This is a genomic window from Virgibacillus oceani (assembly GCF_041521345.1).
Lineage (GTDB): Bacteria > Bacillota > Bacilli > Bacillales > Amphibacillaceae > Virgibacillus_N > Virgibacillus_N oceani_A.
Genome location: NZ_JBGOHB010000011.1, coordinates 43,864 through 64,273, shown reverse-complemented (window position 1 = coordinate 64,273; position 20,410 = coordinate 43,864). Strand labels below are relative to the sequence as shown.

The 20,410-nt window shown below is 39.3% G+C and carries 19 protein-coding genes; 17 read left to right on the top strand and 2 right to left on the bottom strand.

Features of this window, described 5'->3' with window-relative positions; translation table 11 throughout:
* Positions 1 to 5 precede the first annotated feature (5 nt).
* Positions 6 to 140 (bottom strand): YqzM family protein, encoded by a 135-nt coding sequence (locus tag ACDX78_RS09870; protein WP_486027440.1) that lies wholly within the window; start codon positions 138 to 140, stop codon positions 6 to 8.
* Between the two features lie 318 nt (positions 141 to 458).
* On the opposite strand from ACDX78_RS09870, the gene holA reads away from it, so the two are divergent.
* Positions 459 to 1,490: a DNA polymerase III subunit delta gene (gene holA, locus ACDX78_RS09865; protein WP_486027438.1), complete on the top strand. Its 1,032-nt coding sequence runs from the start codon at positions 459 to 461 to the stop codon at positions 1,488 to 1,490.
* A gap of 209 nt (positions 1,491 to 1,699) precedes the next feature.
* Here the strand turns inward: holA and rpsT are convergent, their stop codons facing one another.
* Entirely contained in the window at positions 1,700 to 1,966 is a 267-nt protein-coding gene (rpsT, locus tag ACDX78_RS09860) for a 30S ribosomal protein S20 (protein WP_486027436.1), read from the bottom strand.
* A gap of 206 nt (positions 1,967 to 2,172) precedes the next feature.
* On the opposite strand from rpsT, the gene gpr reads away from it, so the two are divergent.
* The 16 genes from gpr (at position 2,173) to ACDX78_RS09780 (ending at position 20,382) form a co-directional block, all read left to right on the top strand.
* Positions 2,173 to 3,276 carry a GPR endopeptidase gene (gene gpr / locus ACDX78_RS09855; RefSeq protein ID WP_486027435.1) on the top strand — a complete coding sequence of 368 codons (1,104 nt, stop codon included), beginning with the start codon at positions 2,173 to 2,175 and terminating at the stop codon, positions 3,274 to 3,276.
* A gap of 92 nt (positions 3,277 to 3,368) precedes the next feature.
* Positions 3,369 to 4,547: a stage II sporulation protein P gene (gene spoIIP / locus ACDX78_RS09850; RefSeq protein ID WP_486027434.1), complete on the top strand. Its 1,179-nt coding sequence runs from the start codon at positions 3,369 to 3,371 to the stop codon at positions 4,545 to 4,547.
* Between the two features lie 11 nt (positions 4,548 to 4,558).
* Positions 4,559 to 4,870: a hypothetical protein gene (locus ACDX78_RS09845; RefSeq protein WP_486027432.1), complete on the top strand. Its 312-nt coding sequence runs from the start codon at positions 4,559 to 4,561 to the stop codon at positions 4,868 to 4,870.
* A 298-nt stretch (positions 4,871 to 5,168) separates the two neighbouring features.
* A complete protein-coding gene (gene lepA, locus ACDX78_RS09840; protein WP_486027430.1) occupies positions 5,169 to 6,977 on the top strand; it encodes a translation elongation factor 4 in 1,809 nt (602 codons plus the stop codon).
* Positions 6,978 to 7,097: 120 nt separating this feature from the next.
* The gene (gene hemW, locus ACDX78_RS09835) at positions 7,098 to 8,252 is read left to right on the top strand and encodes a radical SAM family heme chaperone HemW (RefSeq protein ID WP_486027428.1); all 1,155 of its coding nucleotides are present in this window, start codon (positions 7,098 to 7,100) and stop codon (positions 8,250 to 8,252) included.
* Between the two features lie 116 nt (positions 8,253 to 8,368).
* Complete coding sequence (hrcA, locus tag ACDX78_RS09830) at positions 8,369 to 9,400, top strand: heat-inducible transcriptional repressor HrcA (RefSeq protein ID WP_486027427.1); 1,032 nt, start codon at positions 8,369 to 8,371, stop codon at positions 9,398 to 9,400.
* 239 nt (positions 9,401 to 9,639) lie between these two features.
* Complete coding sequence (gene grpE, locus ACDX78_RS09825; protein ID WP_486027425.1) at positions 9,640 to 10,209, top strand: nucleotide exchange factor GrpE; 570 nt, start codon at positions 9,640 to 9,642, stop codon at positions 10,207 to 10,209.
* Positions 10,210 to 10,238: 29 nt separating this feature from the next.
* Positions 10,239 to 12,074, top strand: coding sequence for a molecular chaperone DnaK (dnaK, locus tag ACDX78_RS09820; RefSeq protein ID WP_486027423.1), 1,836 nt, complete (start codon positions 10,239 to 10,241; stop codon positions 12,072 to 12,074).
* Between the two features lie 572 nt (positions 12,075 to 12,646).
* Positions 12,647 to 13,771, top strand: a complete 1,125-nt coding sequence (dnaJ, locus tag ACDX78_RS09815) for a molecular chaperone DnaJ (protein WP_486027421.1) — start codon at positions 12,647 to 12,649, stop codon at positions 13,769 to 13,771.
* A gap of 317 nt (positions 13,772 to 14,088) precedes the next feature.
* Positions 14,089 to 15,057, top strand: coding sequence for a 50S ribosomal protein L11 methyltransferase (gene prmA / locus ACDX78_RS09810; RefSeq protein ID WP_486027419.1), 969 nt, complete (start codon positions 14,089 to 14,091; stop codon positions 15,055 to 15,057).
* A 52-nt stretch (positions 15,058 to 15,109) separates the two neighbouring features.
* Positions 15,110 to 15,874, top strand: a complete 765-nt coding sequence (locus tag ACDX78_RS09805) for a 16S rRNA (uracil(1498)-N(3))-methyltransferase (protein WP_486027417.1) — start codon at positions 15,110 to 15,112, stop codon at positions 15,872 to 15,874.
* Positions 15,874 to 17,226: a tRNA (N(6)-L-threonylcarbamoyladenosine(37)-C(2))-methylthiotransferase MtaB gene (gene mtaB / locus ACDX78_RS09800; RefSeq protein ID WP_486027415.1), complete on the top strand. Its 1,353-nt coding sequence runs from the start codon at positions 15,874 to 15,876 to the stop codon at positions 17,224 to 17,226. Before ACDX78_RS09805 ends, mtaB begins: the two co-directional genes overlap by 1 nt.
* Before the next feature lie 126 nt (positions 17,227 to 17,352).
* On the top strand, positions 17,353 to 18,018 hold the full coding sequence (gene deoC / locus ACDX78_RS09795) for a deoxyribose-phosphate aldolase (protein WP_486027413.1): 666 nt from the start codon (positions 17,353 to 17,355) through the stop codon (positions 18,016 to 18,018).
* 140 nt (positions 18,019 to 18,158) lie between these two features.
* Positions 18,159 to 18,332, top strand: coding sequence for a 30S ribosomal protein S21 (gene rpsU, locus ACDX78_RS09790; RefSeq protein ID WP_486027412.1), 174 nt, complete (start codon positions 18,159 to 18,161; stop codon positions 18,330 to 18,332).
* Positions 18,333 to 18,353: 21 nt separating this feature from the next.
* The gene (locus ACDX78_RS09785) at positions 18,354 to 18,800 is read left to right on the top strand and encodes a GatB/YqeY domain-containing protein (RefSeq protein WP_486027410.1); all 447 of its coding nucleotides are present in this window, start codon (positions 18,354 to 18,356) and stop codon (positions 18,798 to 18,800) included.
* A gap of 286 nt (positions 18,801 to 19,086) precedes the next feature.
* Complete coding sequence (locus tag ACDX78_RS09780) at positions 19,087 to 20,382, top strand: NfeD family protein (RefSeq protein WP_486027549.1); 1,296 nt, start codon at positions 19,087 to 19,089, stop codon at positions 20,380 to 20,382.
* Positions 20,383 to 20,410: the final 28 nt, after the last annotated feature.

Sequence of the window (20,410 nt, the reverse complement as noted above, 5' to 3'; positions counted from 1 at the left end):
TGCTGTTATCGCATAACTACACTGATTATGACACCAATAGTGAAAAGTAACACCCAGAAAATGAATGAAAAGCCAAAGCCCTTAATTGAATCAACTACATCATTATTTTTTGATTGAACATCATTTTCAAACTCATTCACACTAACCCCTCCTATGTCATCATTAGTATAGAATAAATTCCAGAAAAAATCTACTTTTGCCTATAAAATGTCACATAATAATATGCTTATCCATTTTTAGAAAGACTTTACATCTATAGTATTACTAAGTCGGGAAAATCTATAAGTACACAGCAAATATCGTTTAGTGTACAGTTCCTAGGTCTGTATGCTGAACGTTGATATAGATGACAGGGGGATTTTTGCTCTTAAAATTCCCCTGATTTCCTTGCTATTCGACAATGAACAATTTACCATTAACATTATAGTATAGGAAAATCAATTAGTGGAGTGGACGCGATGTCATATTCGGAAGTGATGAAACAAATTAAAAAGAAACAGATTTCGCCGGTTTATTTAGTTTACGGGTCAGAAAGCTATTTTATACAGCAATTTAGAACCGAGATAACTGAAGCAGTGTTAGGGGAAGAAAAAGATAATGTAGCTGTTTATGACCTGAAGGAGTCCCCTGTACAGGAAGTAATCAGGGATGCGGAAACCTTTCCTTTTTTTGAAGATAGAAAATTAATCCTTGCAACCAACCCGGTCTTTTTAAAAGCGAAACCGGACACACTTGATTTCGAGCATGATCTTTCCATTCTTGAAGCATATCTGGATCATCCGGCTGATTACTCGATTATTGCCTTTATTGCTCCATATGAAAAGATAGACGAAAGAAAAAAAATCAGCAAACTGCTGAAAAAAAAGTCTACGATCGTTCCATGTCAATCAGTTAAAGCGTATGAGACGGGCAGCTGGCTGGATGAATTGAGTTCTAAGTATAACGTGAATATTGATCAGGACGCAAGAGAGCTTATGGAAACCGAGCTGTCAACAAACTTGCATCTCTTAGAAAACGAAATAGGAAAGCTTGCCGCATTTGCAGGTGATAACGGCTCCATTACGAAGGAAGCTGCGGAAGGTTTATTATCACGTACGCCAGAAAGCTCCTCACTGCGACTTGTGGATGCAGTCATTGACCGTGATTTACATAAAGCGATATCGATTTATAAAGATCTGGAAAAAATGAGAGAAGAACCGATAGCACTTATTGCATTGCTTGCTTTTCAGTTTCGGATGCTCTTGCAGGTAAAACTGTTAAAACAAAAAGGAATAAGTCAATTTGACATGCAAAAGCGGCTGCGGGCACACCCATTTGTAATTAAAATAGCATTAAAAAGAGAACGGCAATTTACACTTTCAAATCTGAAAAGCATTATGGATAAATTGGCGAGTACGGATGCGCAAATGAAACAGGGCACAATGGAGAAAGGTCTTGCATTTGAATTTCTGTTGTATGATCTGATTCAGCAAGAAAAAGCGCCAAGGTGATAATATTGAAATGAAAAATGATCCCGGTATATGGGATCATTTTTTCTGCTTAGGAAATATATCATTTAGGGTTTGTGGATGATTTATAATATAGAAACAGCCCGGGCCAGCTCCAACACTCAGCGATATCGAATGTTTACGGTAGGGTGAGCATTCAGCGCAGCCCCAAGGCCAGTCTGTACGTTGCTAACTCGGCGCTTCCGCTTCTGTTAGGCACCAATACCTTTCACTTTTTGATCGAGGTTGGACTTTTGACGGTTTCCGTTGTTTTTGTGAATAAGTCCTTTTTGGACCGCTTTATCAATATGTTTCTTGGCAGATTGCAACGCAGCTCTAGCATTTTCCACGTCGTTTTTTTCCACTAGTGTTTCTACACGTTTAATCATTGAACGCATTTCAGCTTTTTGTGCGCCGTTTTGTGCACGTTTTTTATTTGTTGTTTCTACACGTTTAATTGCAGATTTAATGTTAGCCATTGGTTTCACCTCCCAAATGTAAGCATGTTAGATCATAATTGCTAATGTAGCTAAAAATAAAAGCAATGGCCGAATCTAAATCCATTTTAGTGGACAATAGCATTTTATCAGAGGTCTTCCCTGTTTTCAAGAGCTTTCATCAGGCATGTATGACTTTTATTTATTTGTGAACGCTATTATTGAGGAATTGTGAAAGGGTGAAAACGATGAGTAATGAACAATTAAATTTTCAAGTCAGAACAGACCTTGCAGTTGAAGCGCGTGATATGTTTGTTCAACAGGAAGAGAAGGTGGAAAAAGAAAGTCAGCTGAAAGGGGTAACCGTAAAGGAAAGGGAACAGGACAATATAAAAATCACCTATGTAGAGATTGATGAGAAGGGGCAAGAATTGATTGGGAAAAAGCAGGGTTCCTATGTAACCATTTATGCAGATGGTGTAAAAAGGCAAGATACCGCAAGACAGGAAAAAGCTGCAGAAATCCTGGCAAAGGAACTGGAACAATTAATTACAAAAAATAATATCCCTCTCGATAGTAAAGGATTAATTGTAGGACTTGGTAATTGGAATGTTACACCGGACGCACTTGGTCCGATGACTGCAAAAAAAATCATGGTAACAAGTCATTTGTTTGAACTCGAGCATGAATCAGTTTCAGACGGTTACCGCCCAGTAGCTTCTGTCACACCAGGCGTAATGGGAGTAACCGGGATTGAAACGAGCGATATTATTTTCGGCGTTGTAGAGGAGTTTAAACCTGATTTTGTTATTGCCATTGATGCGCTTGCATCGAGATCGATCGAAAGAGTAAATGAGACAATTCAGCTTTCGGATACTGGGATCCATCCAGGGTCAGGAGTTGGAAATAAACGAAAAGAATTGAGTAAAGAAACACTTGGTATTCCGGTGATGGCAATCGGTGTTCCTACCGTGGTCGATGCTGTAACCATTGCAAGTGATACAATAGATTTTTTGCTGAAGCATTTCGGGCGCGAATGGGATGAAAAGGATAAACCATCCAGATCGCTGTCACCTGCAGGATTAACATTTGGAAATAAGGAATACACAGAGGAAGACCTCCCGGATGAGGAAAAGCGGGAGACGTTTTTAGGGATCGTTGGAACATTATCAGACGAGGAAAAGCGGAAGTTGATTAATGAAGTTCTAACTCCTATTGGCCATAATTTAATGGTAACTCCAAAAGAAGTGGATGGATTCATGATTGATATGGCCAATGTAATAGCAAATGGTGTCAATGCAGCATTGCACGAGCAGGTCGACGTTGATAATTTTGCTTCCTATACGAGATAATTCAGGTTCTATTAAAAATGAAAGTTTGGTTCTATTTCCTGGAGTCACTTCATAGATTTTTACTATAAGGGCTTCAGGAGGGTGAAACCAGTATGTTACAAAGCAAAAATGCTTCTAAGCATCAGCGATTTAATCCTTTTTTTAAAAAAAGCGGGATTTATTTAATGAGTATAGTTATTTTATTTGTTTCCATCGGTTTTTTAACAACGGTAAAACCTGCTTACCGTCTGTCCATTCAAACGATTACCGAGTGGACAAGCGATATCGACAGTTCTACCTTTTTGTACTTATTTGGTATAGAAAATCGTGTATTTCAGCAGGCATATCCTAATAACCAAACAATGCCAAATCTATCCACCACTTTACTGCAGATTGCAACAAGTATAAAACCAAACGATCCACGAAGTCTGCTGGGCAACGAAATACCGGGATTTTCTGTTTATGATCGAATTTTAATTGCCGGAGAAGGCACTAATTATGCAAATATGCCAGTTGAGTCATCCCCTCCGCTGGAAGAAGTGTTGAAGGAAAGAGAAGCTGTTTTTAATGAAGAACAAGAAGAAGAGGAGAAAGAGGAACCGCAAGATACACAGGAAGAAATAACACCATCCACCGGCGACCGGAATGTGGTGTTTATCTATAATTCGCATAACCGAGAGTCTTTTCTACCGCATCTGCCAGATGTGTCAAACCCTGATCAAGCGCATCATGATGAAGTGAATATTACGAAAGTCAGTGAGCGATTTGCTGAGGCATTAGAGGGAAAAGGAATTGGCTCCCAGGTAGATGAACATGATTTCATGAGTATATTAAATGAGCGGGACTGGGGATATGGACAATCCTATCAGGCATCAAGGGAAATCGTAGAAGAAGCAATGGCAGGGAATAGTGATCTCAACTATTTATTTGATATCCACCGGGATTCTATTTCCAGGGACAAAACAACAACAGAAATTGACGGAGAAACATATGGCCGAATTTTATTTGTAGTTGGAGCGGAGCATGAAGCTTATGAAAAAAATCTCGAACTGGCAAAAGAATTGCATCATCTGCTGGAAGAAAAATATCCGGGGGTCAGCCGTGGCTATTTGCCGCTGGAAGGTGCCAGAACGAATGGAATATTTAATCAGGACTTAAACGAAAATGCATTGTTATTTGAATTTGGCGGGGTGGAAAATACACTGGATGAATTAAACCGATCAGCAGAAATTCTGGCAGAGGTATTCAGTGAATACTATTGGGATGCTGAAGCAGTTGATGCAGATGATTAGGAGGGGATGAAATGATACGTTCATTTATTGTTCTATTATTACTGGCTGTCTTTTTTTTATCCGGTATGCTTTACGGAATGGATCAAGGAAATTCCGCAGCACCTAATTCTGTTATGGAAAATCATCTAGAGGAAAATGAATCTGAAGAAAGCAGTTTTTTTAACGATGAAAAACAAGCTAATACTGCAAGCGATGAAATGGTAGAGGTAGCTGAACAGAACAATTTCACACAACAGACAGCATCATTCCTTGAAGCGGGTGTCAAAGGGGTTTATGACGTGATTGTTCACATACTTTATCAGTTTGCACAAATTTTTTTCTGAATAAAAACTTCATTCATTTAAAAAGCACTATTAATTAGAGTTCAAAAAACAAGGCGATTTAACGTTATTATTGAATATAGCTTACTCTATGCTATAATCAACCTAGTAATTGCCGATTGTTATGTTGAACTTTTTTTAATTTACAGCCTATGTGCGTATAATGCTTACTTATCTGCATATGTGCATACTATGGAATCGAACTTTGCAAACGAGAAATTTATTTTTCGTTCATTGAGGTTTTCGACTTGACGGAATCCAAGTTTTCTAAGAAGAAGACATGTAGGAGTGAACACTAGTAATGACTAAGAAACAAAGAAATGTAAGGAACTTTTCCATTATTGCTCATATTGACCATGGAAAATCAACCCTGGCTGACCGGATCCTTGAGAACACAAAAGCAATTGAAGAGCGTGAAATGAAAGAACAATTGCTTGATGCTATGGATTTGGAGCGGGAACGTGGAATCACGATCAAACTAAATGCAGTACAACTGCGATATACAAGTAAAGATAACGAAGAATTTATTTTTCATTTAATTGATACACCGGGCCATGTCGATTTTACATATGAAGTTTCACGGAGTCTGGCTGCCTGTGAAGGAGCTATCTTAGTTGTGGATGCAGCACAAGGCATTGAAGCCCAAACACTTGCCAATGTATACCTCGCCATGGATAACGATCTGGAAATTATTCCGGTAATTAATAAAATCGATTTGCCTAGCGCAGATCCCGAGCGAGTAAAAAAAGAGCTGGAAGATGTTATTGGGATAGATGGCGATGAAGTAATACTCGCATCGGCAAAGTCGAACATTGGTATTGAGGAGATCCTTGAAAGAATAACTGAAGTAGTTCCCGAACCGACTGGTAATAACACCGATCCTTTAAAGGGACTTATTTTTGATTCATTATACGATCCCTATCGCGGTGTAATTGCCTATACTTGTATTAAAGAAGGATCAGTGAAAGTCGGCGATAAAATTAAAATGATGGCTACTGGAAAAGAATTCGAAGTAAATGAAATAGGGGTGTTTGGGCCAAAACCTATTAATAAAAAAGAGTTAACAGTAGGCGATGTCGGATTTTTAACTGCGTCCATTAAAAATGTCGGTGACACGCGGGTGGGGGATACAATTACTCATATTGACCGACCTGCCGAAGAACCACTGCCGGGTTACAAAAAGTTAAATCCAATGGTTTTTTGCGGATTATTTCCAGTAGACTCCAATAATTATAATGATTTAAGAGAAGCATTGGAACGGCTCGAATTAAATGATTCCTCACTGCAATACGAGCCGGAAACCTCCCAGGCGCTCGGTTTTGGGTTCCGCTGCGGTTTCCTGGGACTATTGCATATGGAAATTATACAAGAACGGATTGAGCGGGAATTCAGTATAGATTTAATTACAACAGCACCAAGCGTTATTTACGAGGTAGAACAGACAAATGGAGAAACATTGAAGATTGACAATCCCTCGATGATGCCTGATGCACAGCAAATTGAAGATATTAGCGAACCCTTTGTAGAAGCTACTATCATGGTTCCAAATGATTTCGTAGGGCCTGTAATGGAAATCGCACAAAAGAAACGCGGCCAGTTTGTTGATATGAAGTATCTTGATGAAATTCGAGTGAATGTTGTTTATCACATTCCATTATCGGAAATTGTGTATGATTTTTTTGATCAGCTAAAATCGCAAACAAAAGGGTATGCTTCCTTTGATTACGAGTTCATTGGGTACAAATCTTCCAAATTAGTAAAAATGGATATTTTATTAAATGGAGAAACCATTGATGCGTTATCCTTTATTGTACACAGGGATATGTCTTATGAACGAGGCAAGCAGATAGTTGATAAACTGAAAGACCTTATCCCAAGACAGCAATTTGAGGTGCCCGTGCAGGCAGCAATCGGAAATAAAATAGTTGCCCGCTCCACTATTAAAGCAATGCGAAAAAATGTGCTGTCCAAATGTTACGGCGGGGATATTTCCCGTAAACGAAAACTTCTGGAAAAGCAAAAAGAAGGTAAAAAGCGTATGAAAATGGTAGGATCCGTAGAAGTGCCACAAGAAGCATTCATGGCAGTGCTGGAAATGAATGATGATTAAGGTTGAATGAGGAAAGGGAGAACTTACAGCCAAGTAGGCATATAAGTTTTCCCCTTTTTAGGTGTGCAAGAGCAAAGACGCACCCTTATAAAGGATCACTAACTAAGGAGAGTAGAAGAAATGAATACAATACAATCTGTATATATTCATATACCATTCTGCCAACAGATTTGTCATTACTGTGATTTTACCAAGTTTTTTTACAATGAAAAATTGGCAGATGAATATATAGAAGCGTTAATAAATGAAATACATGTGAATGTTCCAGGAAAACAAAATAAAATTAAAACGATTTTCATCGGCGGTGGTACACCGACTGCCTTAAACTTGATGCAATTACGTACGCTGCTCGAATTCATCAATGAAAAATTCGATGTAACAGGTTGTGAGGAGTATACGATCGAAGCAAACCCCGGTGACTTTGACGAAGAGAAAGTAAAGCTGCTGCATGCCTATGGTGTGGATAGGATTTCCCTTGGTGTACAGGTTTTTGATGATGAGATGCTTGAGGAGCTTGGCAGATTACACAAAACAAGTGATGTATATAATACGGTAAATTTGCTGCAGCAATACAGATTTACAAATATAAGTACAGACCTGATTTATGCGCTCCCGAAGCAGACAGTGGAGCATTTCAGGAAATCGCTGGATGAGGCTTTATCATTGAATTTACCGCATCTATCTACTTATTCTTTACAAATAGAGCCGAAAACGATATTTTATCAGCGGCATAAAAAAGGAAAACTGCATCGTCCTAAGCCGGAAGAGGAAGTCGAAATGTATTATATTTTAATGGACACAACAAAACGTCATGGACTCGAGCAATATGAAATAAGCAATTTTGCAAAACCCGGTTTTGAAAGCAGGCATAATTTAACCTATTGGGGTAATGAATACTATTTCGGATTTGGAGCTGGTGCATATGGGTATGTACCCGGAAAACGATATGGTAACCTGCGTCCGCTGCCTGCCTATACAAAGCAGGCTATGAAGGATGGAACACCTATTTTGCATACAGATGAAATTGGTTTGAGGGAGGAAATTGAAGAAGAATTATTTTTGGGTCTGCGCAGAATGAAGGGGGTCAATAAACTTGAGTTTAAGGAAAAATTTGGGTTTTCTATGGATAAATATTACCGGGGCGCCCTCGATGAATTAAATGATAAACAATGGTTAAAAGAAAGCGAAACGGACATTTATTTGACAAATGAAGGGAAACTATTGGCAAACGAAGTGTTTGAAAGATTTCTATTGGATGATGTCCTGGTACAATGACAATTAAAATAGCATTTTCTTTGTAAATCAAGTTCGTTGACAAAGAAATAATGATTTGATAATTTATTATTAGAATTAGCACTCACTTCATTAGAGTGCTAACAGAGGTGAACATCATGTTAACAGAAAGGCAGATGTTGGTTCTACAAGTCATTATTGATGAATTTATAGTGACAGCACATCCCGTAGGTTCAAGAGCCATTGCCAAAAAAGGCACCATACCGTACAGTGCCGCCACAATACGGAATGAAATGGCAGATTTGGAAGAAAAGGGTTTTTTGGAAAAAACACATTCATCTTCAGGGCGGATACCCTCGGAAAAAGGGTATCGCTGTCATGTAGATCATATTATTGCATCCCTATCTGGTATTAACAATAAAAATGTGATCAAGGATATCATCCAGGACGGTTTTTATGAATTTGAACAGATTGTCCAATTGTCAGCTGAAGTGCTATCCGAATTAACAAATTATACATCTATCATTTTGGGGCCGGAGTTGCTGGAAACCAAATTAAAACAAATTCAGATGATCACTTTGTCTCCGCACACAGCTGTAGCTATACTTGTAACCAATACAGGTCATGTGGAGCATCGTACCTTTAGCATCCCAGCCGAAATAAATTCATCTGATTTGGAGAAAATGGTTAATATTATTAATCACCACCTTGCCGGCTCCCCTGTGATCAGTTTGCCGGAGCTCTTCAATTCGGAGATTATTTCGATAATGAAAAAATACTTGGATGATTTCGATCGATCCTATCATTATTTAAAAACGGCTTTCCTGCCAGAACAGCCGGTAAAATTATATGTCGGCGGTGTATCAAACATTTTAATGCAGCCAGAATTCAATGATGTGGAGAAGATTCGTACTTTCTTAACCATGATGGAAAAGGAAGATGAAATTGCAACGCTGCTAAAACAGACAGATGATGGGATTAATGTTACTATTGGACAGGAAAATCAAGTGGAGGCAATTAAGGAATTCAGCCTGATTACTGCCACGTATCGATTGGATGAAGGTCAGCATGGAACGATAGCATTGCTTGGCCCAACTAGAATGGAATATAGAAGGGTCATTTCACTATTAAAGATACTATCAAATGAAATGACAGAAGCATTGTATATGTGGTATAAAAACAATGGTTAAAATCTCTGTTTATAGGTGGCAGGAGGTTGCACCTGCCACCAATTTGGTATGTAAGAAATACACTTATTAACATGCATTAGTATACAATGGATGCTGCGGAAGGGGTACATTGCTATCGAAAAGTTCATATATCGTTCATGTAAAGACTGCTGCTAGGTTTGTTAAAAATCAGGATTCTAACAATGTATATTTTCTATCGATGTTTTTCACCGATATGTCATTCAGGAGGTGTACCAGTAATGGAAAAGGAAGAAAAATCTACTATGGAAGATGAACAATACAACAATGAACAAGAAGAAGTTGAAGTGATTGATGCGAATCATGAAGAGGCGGAAAATGAGGAAGATAATCAGGATGCATTCCAACAAAAACTAGAAGCGTTTAAGAAAGAAAAAGATGAGACATATCAGCAGATGCTTCGTTTACAGGCAGAATATGATAATTTTAAAAAGCGATCAGCGAAGGAAAAAGAAGCAAGCCTTAAATATAAATCACAGGACTTGGTTAATGAACTGCTGCCGGTCGTTGATAATTTTGAGAGAGCACTTCAAGTAGAACCAACCGGTGAAACAAAGGGAATAATCAATGGGATCACCATGGTTTATAACCAATTAAAAGATGCGTTAAAATCAGCAGGTGTTGAAGAAATTGAAACCGCCGGAAAAGAATTTGACCCAAATCTTCATCATGCTGTTATGCAAACCGAGGATGAAGATGCAGATTCCAACATAATTGTAGAAGAATTGCAAAAAGGCTATATGCTTAAAGACCGGGTAATTCGTCCGGCAATGGTAAAAGTAAATAAATAATTGTCAGTAAGTGAAGGAGGAAATGGAAGATGAGTAAAATAATTGGAATTGATTTAGGAACAACAAATTCATGTGTATCCGTAATGGAAGGTGGAGAATCGGTTGTTATTCCAAACCCGGAAGGAAACCGCACAACACCATCTGTTGTAGCCTTTAAAAATGGAGAAAGACAAGTTGGGGAAGTTGCAAAACGTCAGGCAATTACAAACCCTAACACGATTCAATCCGTGAAACGACACATGGGAACGGATTACAAAGTAGAAATTGAGGGAAAAGCATACACACCACAGGAAGTATCAGCAATTATCCTGCAGCATATTAAATCCTATGCAGAAGATTATATTGGAGAAACTGTAGAGAAAGCAGTTGTTACCGTACCTGCATATTTTAATGACGCAGAGCGTCAAGCTACGAAAGATGCAGGTAAAATTGCCGGTTTGGAAGTTGAGCGTATTATTAACGAGCCAACAGCAGCGGCATTAGCATATGGTATTGATAAAGAAGACCAGGATCAAACGATTTTAGTTTATGACCTTGGGGGAGGTACATTTGACGTATCTATTTTAGATATCGGTGACGGTACATTTGAAGTTATCTCAACAGCAGGTGACAACCGTCTCGGGGGTGATGACTTTGATGATGCAATAATCGATCATATGGTTGCCGAATTTAAAAAAGAAAATGGAATTGACTTGTCACAGGATAAAATGGCTACACAGCGGTTGAAGGATGCAGCAGAGAAAGCAAAGAAAGATCTTTCCGGTGTTTCTCAAACACAAATCTCATTGCCGTTTATCACAGCAGGAGATGCAGGCCCATTGCACTTGGAAATGAATTTAACCCGTGCTAAATTTGAGGAATTATCTGCAGAGCTTGTAGAGCGCTCAATGATTCCAACCCGTAAAGCTTTATCAGATGCAGGTTTATCTGCAAACGAAATTAATAAAGTTATTTTAGTTGGTGGTTCAACTCGTATCCCGGCTGTACAAGAAGCACTTAAACGTGAAGTAGGCCAGGATCCATCCAAAGGTGTTAACCCTGATGAAGTTGTTGCTATAGGTGCTGCTATCCAGGGCGGTGTACTTCAAGGTGATGTGAAAGACGTCGTATTATTGGATGTTACACCATTATCACTTGGAATCGAAACAATGGGATCTGTATTTACTAAGTTAATTGAGCGTAATACAACGATTCCTACAAGCCATTCACAGGTATTCTCAACTGCAGCTGATAACCAGACAGCAGTGGATATCCATGTGCTTCAAGGTGAGCGGGAAATGGCGGCAGATAATAAAACACTGGGTCGTTTCCAATTGACAGATATTCCTCCAGCACCAAGAGGGATGCCGCAAATTGAAGTTTCCTTTGATATTGATGCAAATGGTATTGTAAATGTACGTGCCAAAGATATGGGGACAAATAAAGAACAATCGATTACGATTAAATCATCTTCCGGTCTTTCAGATGATGATGTAGATCGCATGGTAAAAGAAGCAGAAGAAAATGCAGAAGAAGATAAAAAGCGCCGCGAAGAAGTAGAATTGCGCAATGAAGCAGATCAGCTTGTCTTCACTACAGACAAAACGATTAAAGATCTAGGTGAAAAAGTTTCTGATGAGGAAAAACAAAATGCAGAAGCTGCAAAAGAAGAATTAAAAACGGCACTGGAAGCGAGTGACTTGGACCAAATTAAAGAAAAGAAAGAGAAATTGGAAGAACAGGTTCAACAGCTTTCTGTAAAAATGTATGAACAAATGCAGCAAGAACAGCAAGCTCAGCAAGGAACTGAAGAAAACCAGGACAGCGGTGAAGATGTAGTGGATGCAGATTATGAAGAAATGGATGACGACAAGGATAAAAAATAAACTAAAGCGTAACTATTAGGTTTAAAACGAATGGTTATTTTCTGAGAAATTGGGACTGCGATTATTCGTCCCACCGAAAAGATTTGTTGTTATTAACTAAAGCTGAAGGAATATTATTTCGTTAGCAGCCCGAATAAACGTAGACTTATTGAATATGCATTTGCGTTTTCTTACGAAGGTGTAACACTGCCGAAGCCTTACTTGTCCTGCGGGAGAAAAGCATCGGTGAGACCCCGCAGGGCGTCAGCAATCTTTATTGCTCGTCGTGCATCTGCATTGAAAGACGTGCAACACGAGGAGGCTCACTATTCGCCATGCGGCAAAGAAGACACGGTGAAACGAACAGAGTGAGTTGAACCGATGTCGCATTTGCTCGGAGAGTGAAAGCGAAGTATATTCGGCTTCAGGATGAGTAGCAACAAATTATATGAAAAACGCCAAACGAATAAATAAATCTAAGTCAAAGTCAGGAACTTCTTGGCTTTGACTTTTTACTGTTTACCGGTTGTAACTGAGCAAGAAGAAGTGATAAGATTAAAGTTATGTAATAGTGTCGGGAGAGTGAATAAACAGTGAGTAAACGTGATTATTATGATGTACTTGGAATAAGTAACGATGCTTCAAAAGAAGAAATTAAAAGATCATATAGAAAATTAGCCAGAAAATATCATCCGGACGTGAATACAGAAGCTGATGCTGCAGAAAAATTTAAAGAAGCGAAAGAAGCCTATGAAGTGTTAAGCGATGAACAGAAACGTTCGCAGTATGACCAGTTTGGGCATTCCGGTCCCCAAGGACAAGGCTTTGGAGGTTTTGGCGATGGCGCACAGGACTTTGGAGGCTTCGGAGATATTTTTGACATGTTCTTTGGCGGCGGTGCGAGACGTGACCCTAATGCACCTCAACAAGGAGCAGATCTTCAATTTACCATTGTTCTGGATTTTAAAGAAGCTATATTTGGAAAAGAAACAGACATCCGAATTCCTAAAGAGGAGAATTGTGAAACATGTCACGGATCAGGAGCCAAGCCGGGAACAAAAACAAATACCTGCTCCCACTGTCAAGGTTCAGGCCAGTTAAATACGGAACAAAACACACCGTTTGGCCGCGTCGTCAATAAAAGAGTTTGTCATCACTGTCAAGGATCAGGAAAAATCATCCCTGAGAAATGTAACACATGTGGTGGGGCAGGGAGAGTTAAAAAACATCGTAAAATTAATATTTCTATCCCGGCCGGTATTGATGAGGGCCAGCAGATCCGCGTAGCAGGAAAAGGGGAAGCAGGCATAAATGGAGGACCTCCGGGGGATTTATTCGTGGCAGTTCAAATCAGGTCACATGACTTCTTTACCCGGGATGGGGACCATATATTTTGTGAGCTTCCATTAACATTTGCCCAGGTGGCACTTGGCGATGAAATTGAAGTGCCGACCGTGCACGGGAAAGTAATGCTAAAAATCCCTGCCGGAACACAGACAGGAAAAACATTCCGCTTAAAAGGCAAAGGAGCACCAAATGTGCGTGGATACGGTCATGGAGACCAGCATATCAAAGTAAAAGTCATGACACCAACAAAAATGACAGACCAGCAAAAAGATTTGATACGGGAATTTAATAAGCTCGGCGGCCACGATGCAACAGATGAACAGGATAATTCCCTGTTCCAGCGGTTTAAAAAAGCATTTAAAAGTGAATGATTCCAGTAAACAATGATAAAATAGAGATGCTTAATTCTAGATCGAGCCTGAGATTACTCGTCCTACAAAATATTTGTTGCGTCTTAAGGTGTTCATCACCTTATTAGCAACTGAATAACAAACTGATATCTTAGGGAGGAAAAGGCAAAGGTGAGACTCTGGAGCGGCAGTATTGAATAACTAAAGCGGCGTCGACGGAAACTATTGGCCCCGAGGCTCCCCTTTCGCGTCTAAAGGTGAAAGGGGAGTATATTGGGTGAGGATGGAAGAGCAACAAACGATGTGAAAACAGCCAAAAGAAAAGAGTGGATCCAAACATGCAATGGGCAGAAATACGTATTCATACAACAAACGAGGCGGTTGAACCAATAGCAAATTTAATACATGAAGCAGGAGCCAGCGGCCTGGTCATTGAGGATCCACTCGATTTACACCGTGAACACAGGGATACCTTTGGAGAAATGTATGCCTTGAATTCGGATGACTACCCACAAGAAGGAGTATATATAAAGGCTTATATTCCGGCTAATAGTTCCCTGAAAGAAACGGTAGACCAAATAAGCGAAGCAGTAAGTAATTTGAAGCAATTTGGAATAAATATTGGGAAAAACAATATTAAAGTTAGTGAAATAGATGAGGAAGATTGGGCTACTGCTTGGAAAAAATACTATAAGCCGGTTAAAATTTCTGAAAAAATTACAATCACGCCAACATGGGAAAAGTATAAACCAGCTTCCGGGGAAGAAGTAATCATTGAGCTTGATCCAGGGATGGCGTTTGGAACCGGTACACATCCAACAACCATGCTAAGCATACAAGCTTTGGAGAAATACATAAATAAGAATGATTTCATCATGGATGTAGGTTCAGGTTCCGGCGTCTTAAGTATTGCCTCCGCTTTATTGGGTGTGAAAAAAGCTAATGCATACGATCTTGATGATGTAGCAGTTAAAAGTACGGAATTAAACGCCCAGCTCAACCGAATGGAAAAAAAGATTTCAGCACAGCAAAATAATTTATTGGAAAATGTTAATGAACAAGCAGACATTATTGTCTCTAATATATTAGCGGAAATTATTATTACGTTTACTGAGGATGCATGGAATAATTTAAAAAATGGCGGTTTGTTTATTACTTCAGGGATTATACAGAGCAAAAAGCAATTAGTAGTGGACAAGCTACAAAATGAAGGGTTTCAAATCCTGGAAATAAACGAGATGAATGACTGGCTATCTATTGTTGCTAAGAAAAGCATAATAGGGTCTGGGATCCTGGGTGATAAATGATAATTCGAACGATTTGACCCAAGGTTTACTTTGAAATAAGAAGGTGATCGAATTGCAGCGATACTTTGTCCCTGAATCAGGCTGGGAAGATAATCAAATTATCATAACAGGTGAAGATGCCCACCATATTAATCGAGTAATGCGTCTAAAAGCAGGGGATCAGGTAATTTGCAATCACCCGGAAGGTTATGCTGCAGTATGTGAAATAATCAGCAGCAGTCCAAGCGAAGTACATACTAAAGTTTTGGAACAAATGGAAGAAAATAAAGAATTACCAATCGATGTTATCATTGCCCAAGGCTTGCCAAAGGGGGATAAAATCGATTATATTATACAAAAAGGAACGGAGCTTGGTGCTCATTCCTATCTTCCTTTTCAAGCAGAAAGATCCATTGTTGTCTGGGATGATAAAAAGAAAAAGAAAAAAATAACCCGGCTGAATAAAATTGCCAAAGAAGCAAGTGAACAAAGTCACCGCAATAAAATTCCGTACATATATCCGGTTATGTCTATGGCAGATTTACTGGAAGAAACGAAAGCATATGACCTGAAAATTTTTGCATATGAAGAAGAAGCAAAAACAGGGAATCACCAATCATTGGGAACGATATTAAAAAAAATAAGCCAAAATCAGTACCGCCGGTTAATTTTATGTATTGGCCCTGAGGGAGGGTTTTCCCAAAACGAAGCCAACTTGCTGAAAGAACATGATTTTCATTCAGTCCGGCTTGGGCCGAGAATACTGCGAACAGAAACTGCCTCTCTCTATGCACTTGCAAGTATTTCCTACCATTTTGAAGAATTGGGGTGTAAATGATGCCAACAGTTGCTTTTCATACATTAGGCTGTAAGGTAAATCATTATGAAACTGAAGGAATATGGAATATGTTTAAAAATAACGGTTACGATCGTGTGGATTTTGACCGCAACTCCGATGTATATGTCATTAACACATGTACGGTAACGAATACCGGTGATAAAAAAAGCAGACAGGTGATCCGCCGGGCAGTCAGAAAAAACCCGGAAGCAATTATTTGCGTTACGGGCTGTTATGCACAAACATCGCCGGGGGAGATCATTGAAATTCCCGGCGTTGATGTAGTCGTTGGTACGCAGGATCGAAAAAACATGCTTAAATATATTGATGAACACCAGAAAACCAGAGAACCAATTAACGGTGTGAAAAGTATCATGAAAAACCGTGTTTTCGAAGAGATGGACGTACCTGAATTTACCGATCGTACCCGAGCTTCTTTGAAAATCCAGGAAGGCTGCAACAACTTCTGTACATTCTGTATTATCCCGTGGTCAAGGGGGCTGCTCCGTTCCAGGGATCCGGAAAATGTACTTGTGCAAGCACGAAAATTAGTTGATGCAGGCTATAAGGAAATCGTATTAACAGGGATCCATACAGCCGGCTACGGTGAAGATATGACAGACTATAATTTTGCTGACCTGCTTAAGAATCTGGAAACAAAAGTGGAGGGGCTAAAGCGAATTCGGATCTCTTCCATCGAAGCAAGCCAGATTACCGATGAGGTTATTGATGTACTTAATAACTCTGAAAAAATAGTACGGCACTTGCATATCCCATTACAGTCGGGCTCTGATACCGTTCTTGAAAGAATGAGAAGGAAATATTCCACTGAATACTATAAAGAAAAAGTAAATAAAATTAAAAAAGCACTGCCTGGTCTAGCTATTACCTCTGATGTAATTGTTGGTTTTCCAGGAGAAACTGACGAAGAATTCATGGAAACCTACCGTTTTATTCAGGAAATAGGCTTCTCCGAATTGCATGTTTTTCCGTTTTCCCGTCGTACCGGCACACCTGCTGCACGTATGAAGGAGCAGGTTGAGGACGATGTGAAAAATGATCGCGTCCATCGTTTAATAGCCCTGTCTGATCAACTGGCAAAAAAATATGCTTCCAATTATGAAAATGAAGTGTTGGAAGTTATCCCGGAAGAACATGTACAAGATAAAAATCAGCCGGAAAAACTAGTCGGCTACACGGATAATTATTTAAAAGTGCAATTTGATGGTACACCGGATATGATCGGAAAAATTATTCGTGTGAAAATTTCAAAGGCTGGTTACCCTATAAATGAAGGAACTTTTGTTAGAATTATGGATGAAACAGCAAACGAGCAGATTAATGTAATGTAGGAAAGGGATTGGTTTCCCGTCCTACTTTTAGATTAAAAATTGGGACAATGTACCTGAGACTGCGCTAAATGCTCGTCCCATCGAAAGGACTTGTCCCTCTGTTCCGTTTAGAAAAGAGGTGAGTATATGGAACTGGCAAAATATATCGACCATACACAACTTAAGCCGGATACAACGCAGGAAAAAATAGCGCAGCTTGTAGAGGAAGCAAAAGAATATGAATTTGCTTCGGTTTGCGTTAATCCACACTGGGTGCCATTCTGTTATGAACGTTTAAGAAATACAAAAGTAAAGGTATGTACCGTTATTGGTTTTCCGTTAGGGGCAACCTCCACGGAAACAAAGGTGTTTGAAACAAAGCAAGCGATTAAAGATGGGGCAACAGAAATAGACATGGTGATAAATATAGGTGAATTAAAAAGCGGACATGATCAAGTAATAAAAGAAGATATTAAAGCAGTTGTACAGGAAGCCGGAGAACAAGCACTTACAAAAGTGATTATTGAAGCAGCCCTGCTGACAGACGAGGAAAAAGTACTTGCTTGCCAATTGGCAAATGAAGCTGGAGCAGATTATGTGAAAACTTCAACAGGCTTTTCCGGCGGCGGGGCAATCCAATCTGATATTGAGTTAATGCGTAAGACAGTTGGAACTGAAATGGGAGTAAAAGCATCCGGCGGGATTCGTGATTTAAAGGCAACAAAAATGATGATTGAAGCCGGTGCAAGCCGTATTGGCGCCAGTGCAGGCGTGACTATTTTAAATGACGGAAAAGCAACTGATGATTATTGAAATCGATCGGGATCCCGATAAAAGGTTAATTAATTTGTTGACCAATAAGTAGTATTATATTATAATCTAAAAAGACATATGTATAGTTTACTACATATGCTTCTTAATTTGTTTTGTGCTTCGGAGGGAGGGAAAATAGCATGTCAAATACAACTCGCGTTCGTAAAAACGAGTCTCTTGAAGATGCTCTTCGTCGCTTTAAGCGTAATGTGTCAAAAAGTGGTACATTACAAGAATATCGTAAGCGTGAACACTATGAAAAACCTAGCGTTAGACGTAAGAAAAAATCAGAAGCTGCCAGAAAACGCAAATAGTAAAAGAGGGTGCTTTTAGCAATGACATTACTTGAAAAGCTTAATCAAGATATGAAACAGGCAATGAAAAATAAAGATAAACAAACCCTTAGCGTAATTCGAATGGTGAAGGCTTCCATACAAAATGAAGCAATAAAAGTTGGAAATAATACACTTTCCAAAGATGAAGAACTGAATGTTTTGTCCAGAGAGGTAAAACAAAGAAAAGATTCCCTCCAAGAATTCAAATCAGCTGGACGCGATGATCTTGTAGAAAAAACAGAATCTGAACTTCATATTTTACAGGAATATATGCCAAAGCAGCTTTCCAATGAGGAGCTTGAGAAAATAGTTCAATCAACAATTCAGGAAGTAAATGCTTCTTCAAAAAAGGATATCGGAAAGGTAATGAGTGCGATCATGCCAAAAGTAAAGGGAAAAGCTGATGGCGCACAAATCAACAAAATTGTACAAAAACAGTTAAATTAATATTTATTTAAGAACCTTGTCATTATTTGCGGCAAGGTTCTTTTATGCCAACTGGATTCACCTATTATATGTTAATTTTCGTTCTTTATACACTGCATCTTTTTCTTTCTGAACTATTCCAGCAATTTGAATATACGAGCGTGCATGATTTATGATATTATTAACATAAGAATATGGGAAAAATGAAACCGAACGCATCTGTTATACGTATGTAAAGATATATATTTGTAAGGGGGTGATCTTTGTGCCGGGCAAAAAGACTTTCACATACATAGTAGTGCTGTTCATGCTGACTGTGGTGTTCACAGTTAGTAAATTCGGTGTAATTCACGCCAATGATGACGATAACGGCGGCGGGCAATCGGTTTACGTTATTCCTATAGAAAAAGAAGTAGAACGAGGGCTTGAGGCATTTTTATCCCGTACAACAGAGGAAGCTGTTGAAGAAGGGGCAGACCATATCATTTTCGAAATTAACACACCAGGTGGCCGTGTGGATGCGGCGGGGAATATTGCAAGTATTCTGCAGGCGCTTGATATCCCAACGACATCCTTTGTGGTTAATCAGGCTTTATCTGCTGGGTCCTATATAGCTTTGAATACAGACAATATTTATATGAGGCCACAGGCAACTATGGGCTCAAGCGGCGTAATCACAGGAGATGGAACTGCTGCTGATGATAAAGCGCAATCCGCTTGGCTTGCAGCAATGAGAAGTGCTGCAGAGTCCAAAGGGAGAGATCCTTTATATGCTGCAGCTATGGCAGATCCATCGATAGATATGCCGGAAATAGGGGCTCCGGAGGGTGATTATCTCACATTGGATCCTTCCACAGCTCTGGAAGTCGATTATTCAGAAGGTACAGTCGGCGACAGGGTCGAATTACTGCATGAACTGGGTTTGGCTGATGCGGCAATAATAGAAATGGAAACTTCATTTGCTGAAGAGGTTGCACGTTTTTTGACCAATCCGGTAATTATTCCTATTCTTTTATCCTTAGGAAGTCTTGGCTTAATAGTTGAATTATATTCCCCGGGCTTTGGCGTTCCTGGGTCGATTGGGATTCTTTCACTCGTTTTATTTTTTTATGGACATATTGTTGCCGGGCTGGCAGGGGCAGAAGCTGTCATACTGCTACTTATAGGAATTGGTTTAATTGTTGCAGAGATCTTTGTGGCAGGAGGGATTTTTGGTTTGCTCGGTGTCGCTGCAATTATCGGTTCATTATTTATGTCCGGCTATGATGTTGGCCATATGTCAATGAGTATCTCTATCGCCTTTTTAGTTTCCTTGGTCACTGCTGTCGTATTATTTAAGAGAATAGGAATGAATAAGGGTGTTTTCCGGCACATTGTACTATTAGACGAAAATACGACAGAGCTTGGTTATGTATCTACTGTCAACAGGCTGGAATTAATTGGGCTGGAAGGTGAAACAGCGACACCATTGCGTCCTTCAGGTGCAGCTATATTTAATGATGAACGGATGGATGTCGTGTCTGAAGGTGCATTCATTGATGTGAATGTAAAAGTGAAAATTGTAAAAGTAGAAGGTGCCCGTATTGTTGTTAGAGAAATCTAATATATAATAAATAAACAAACAGGAGGAA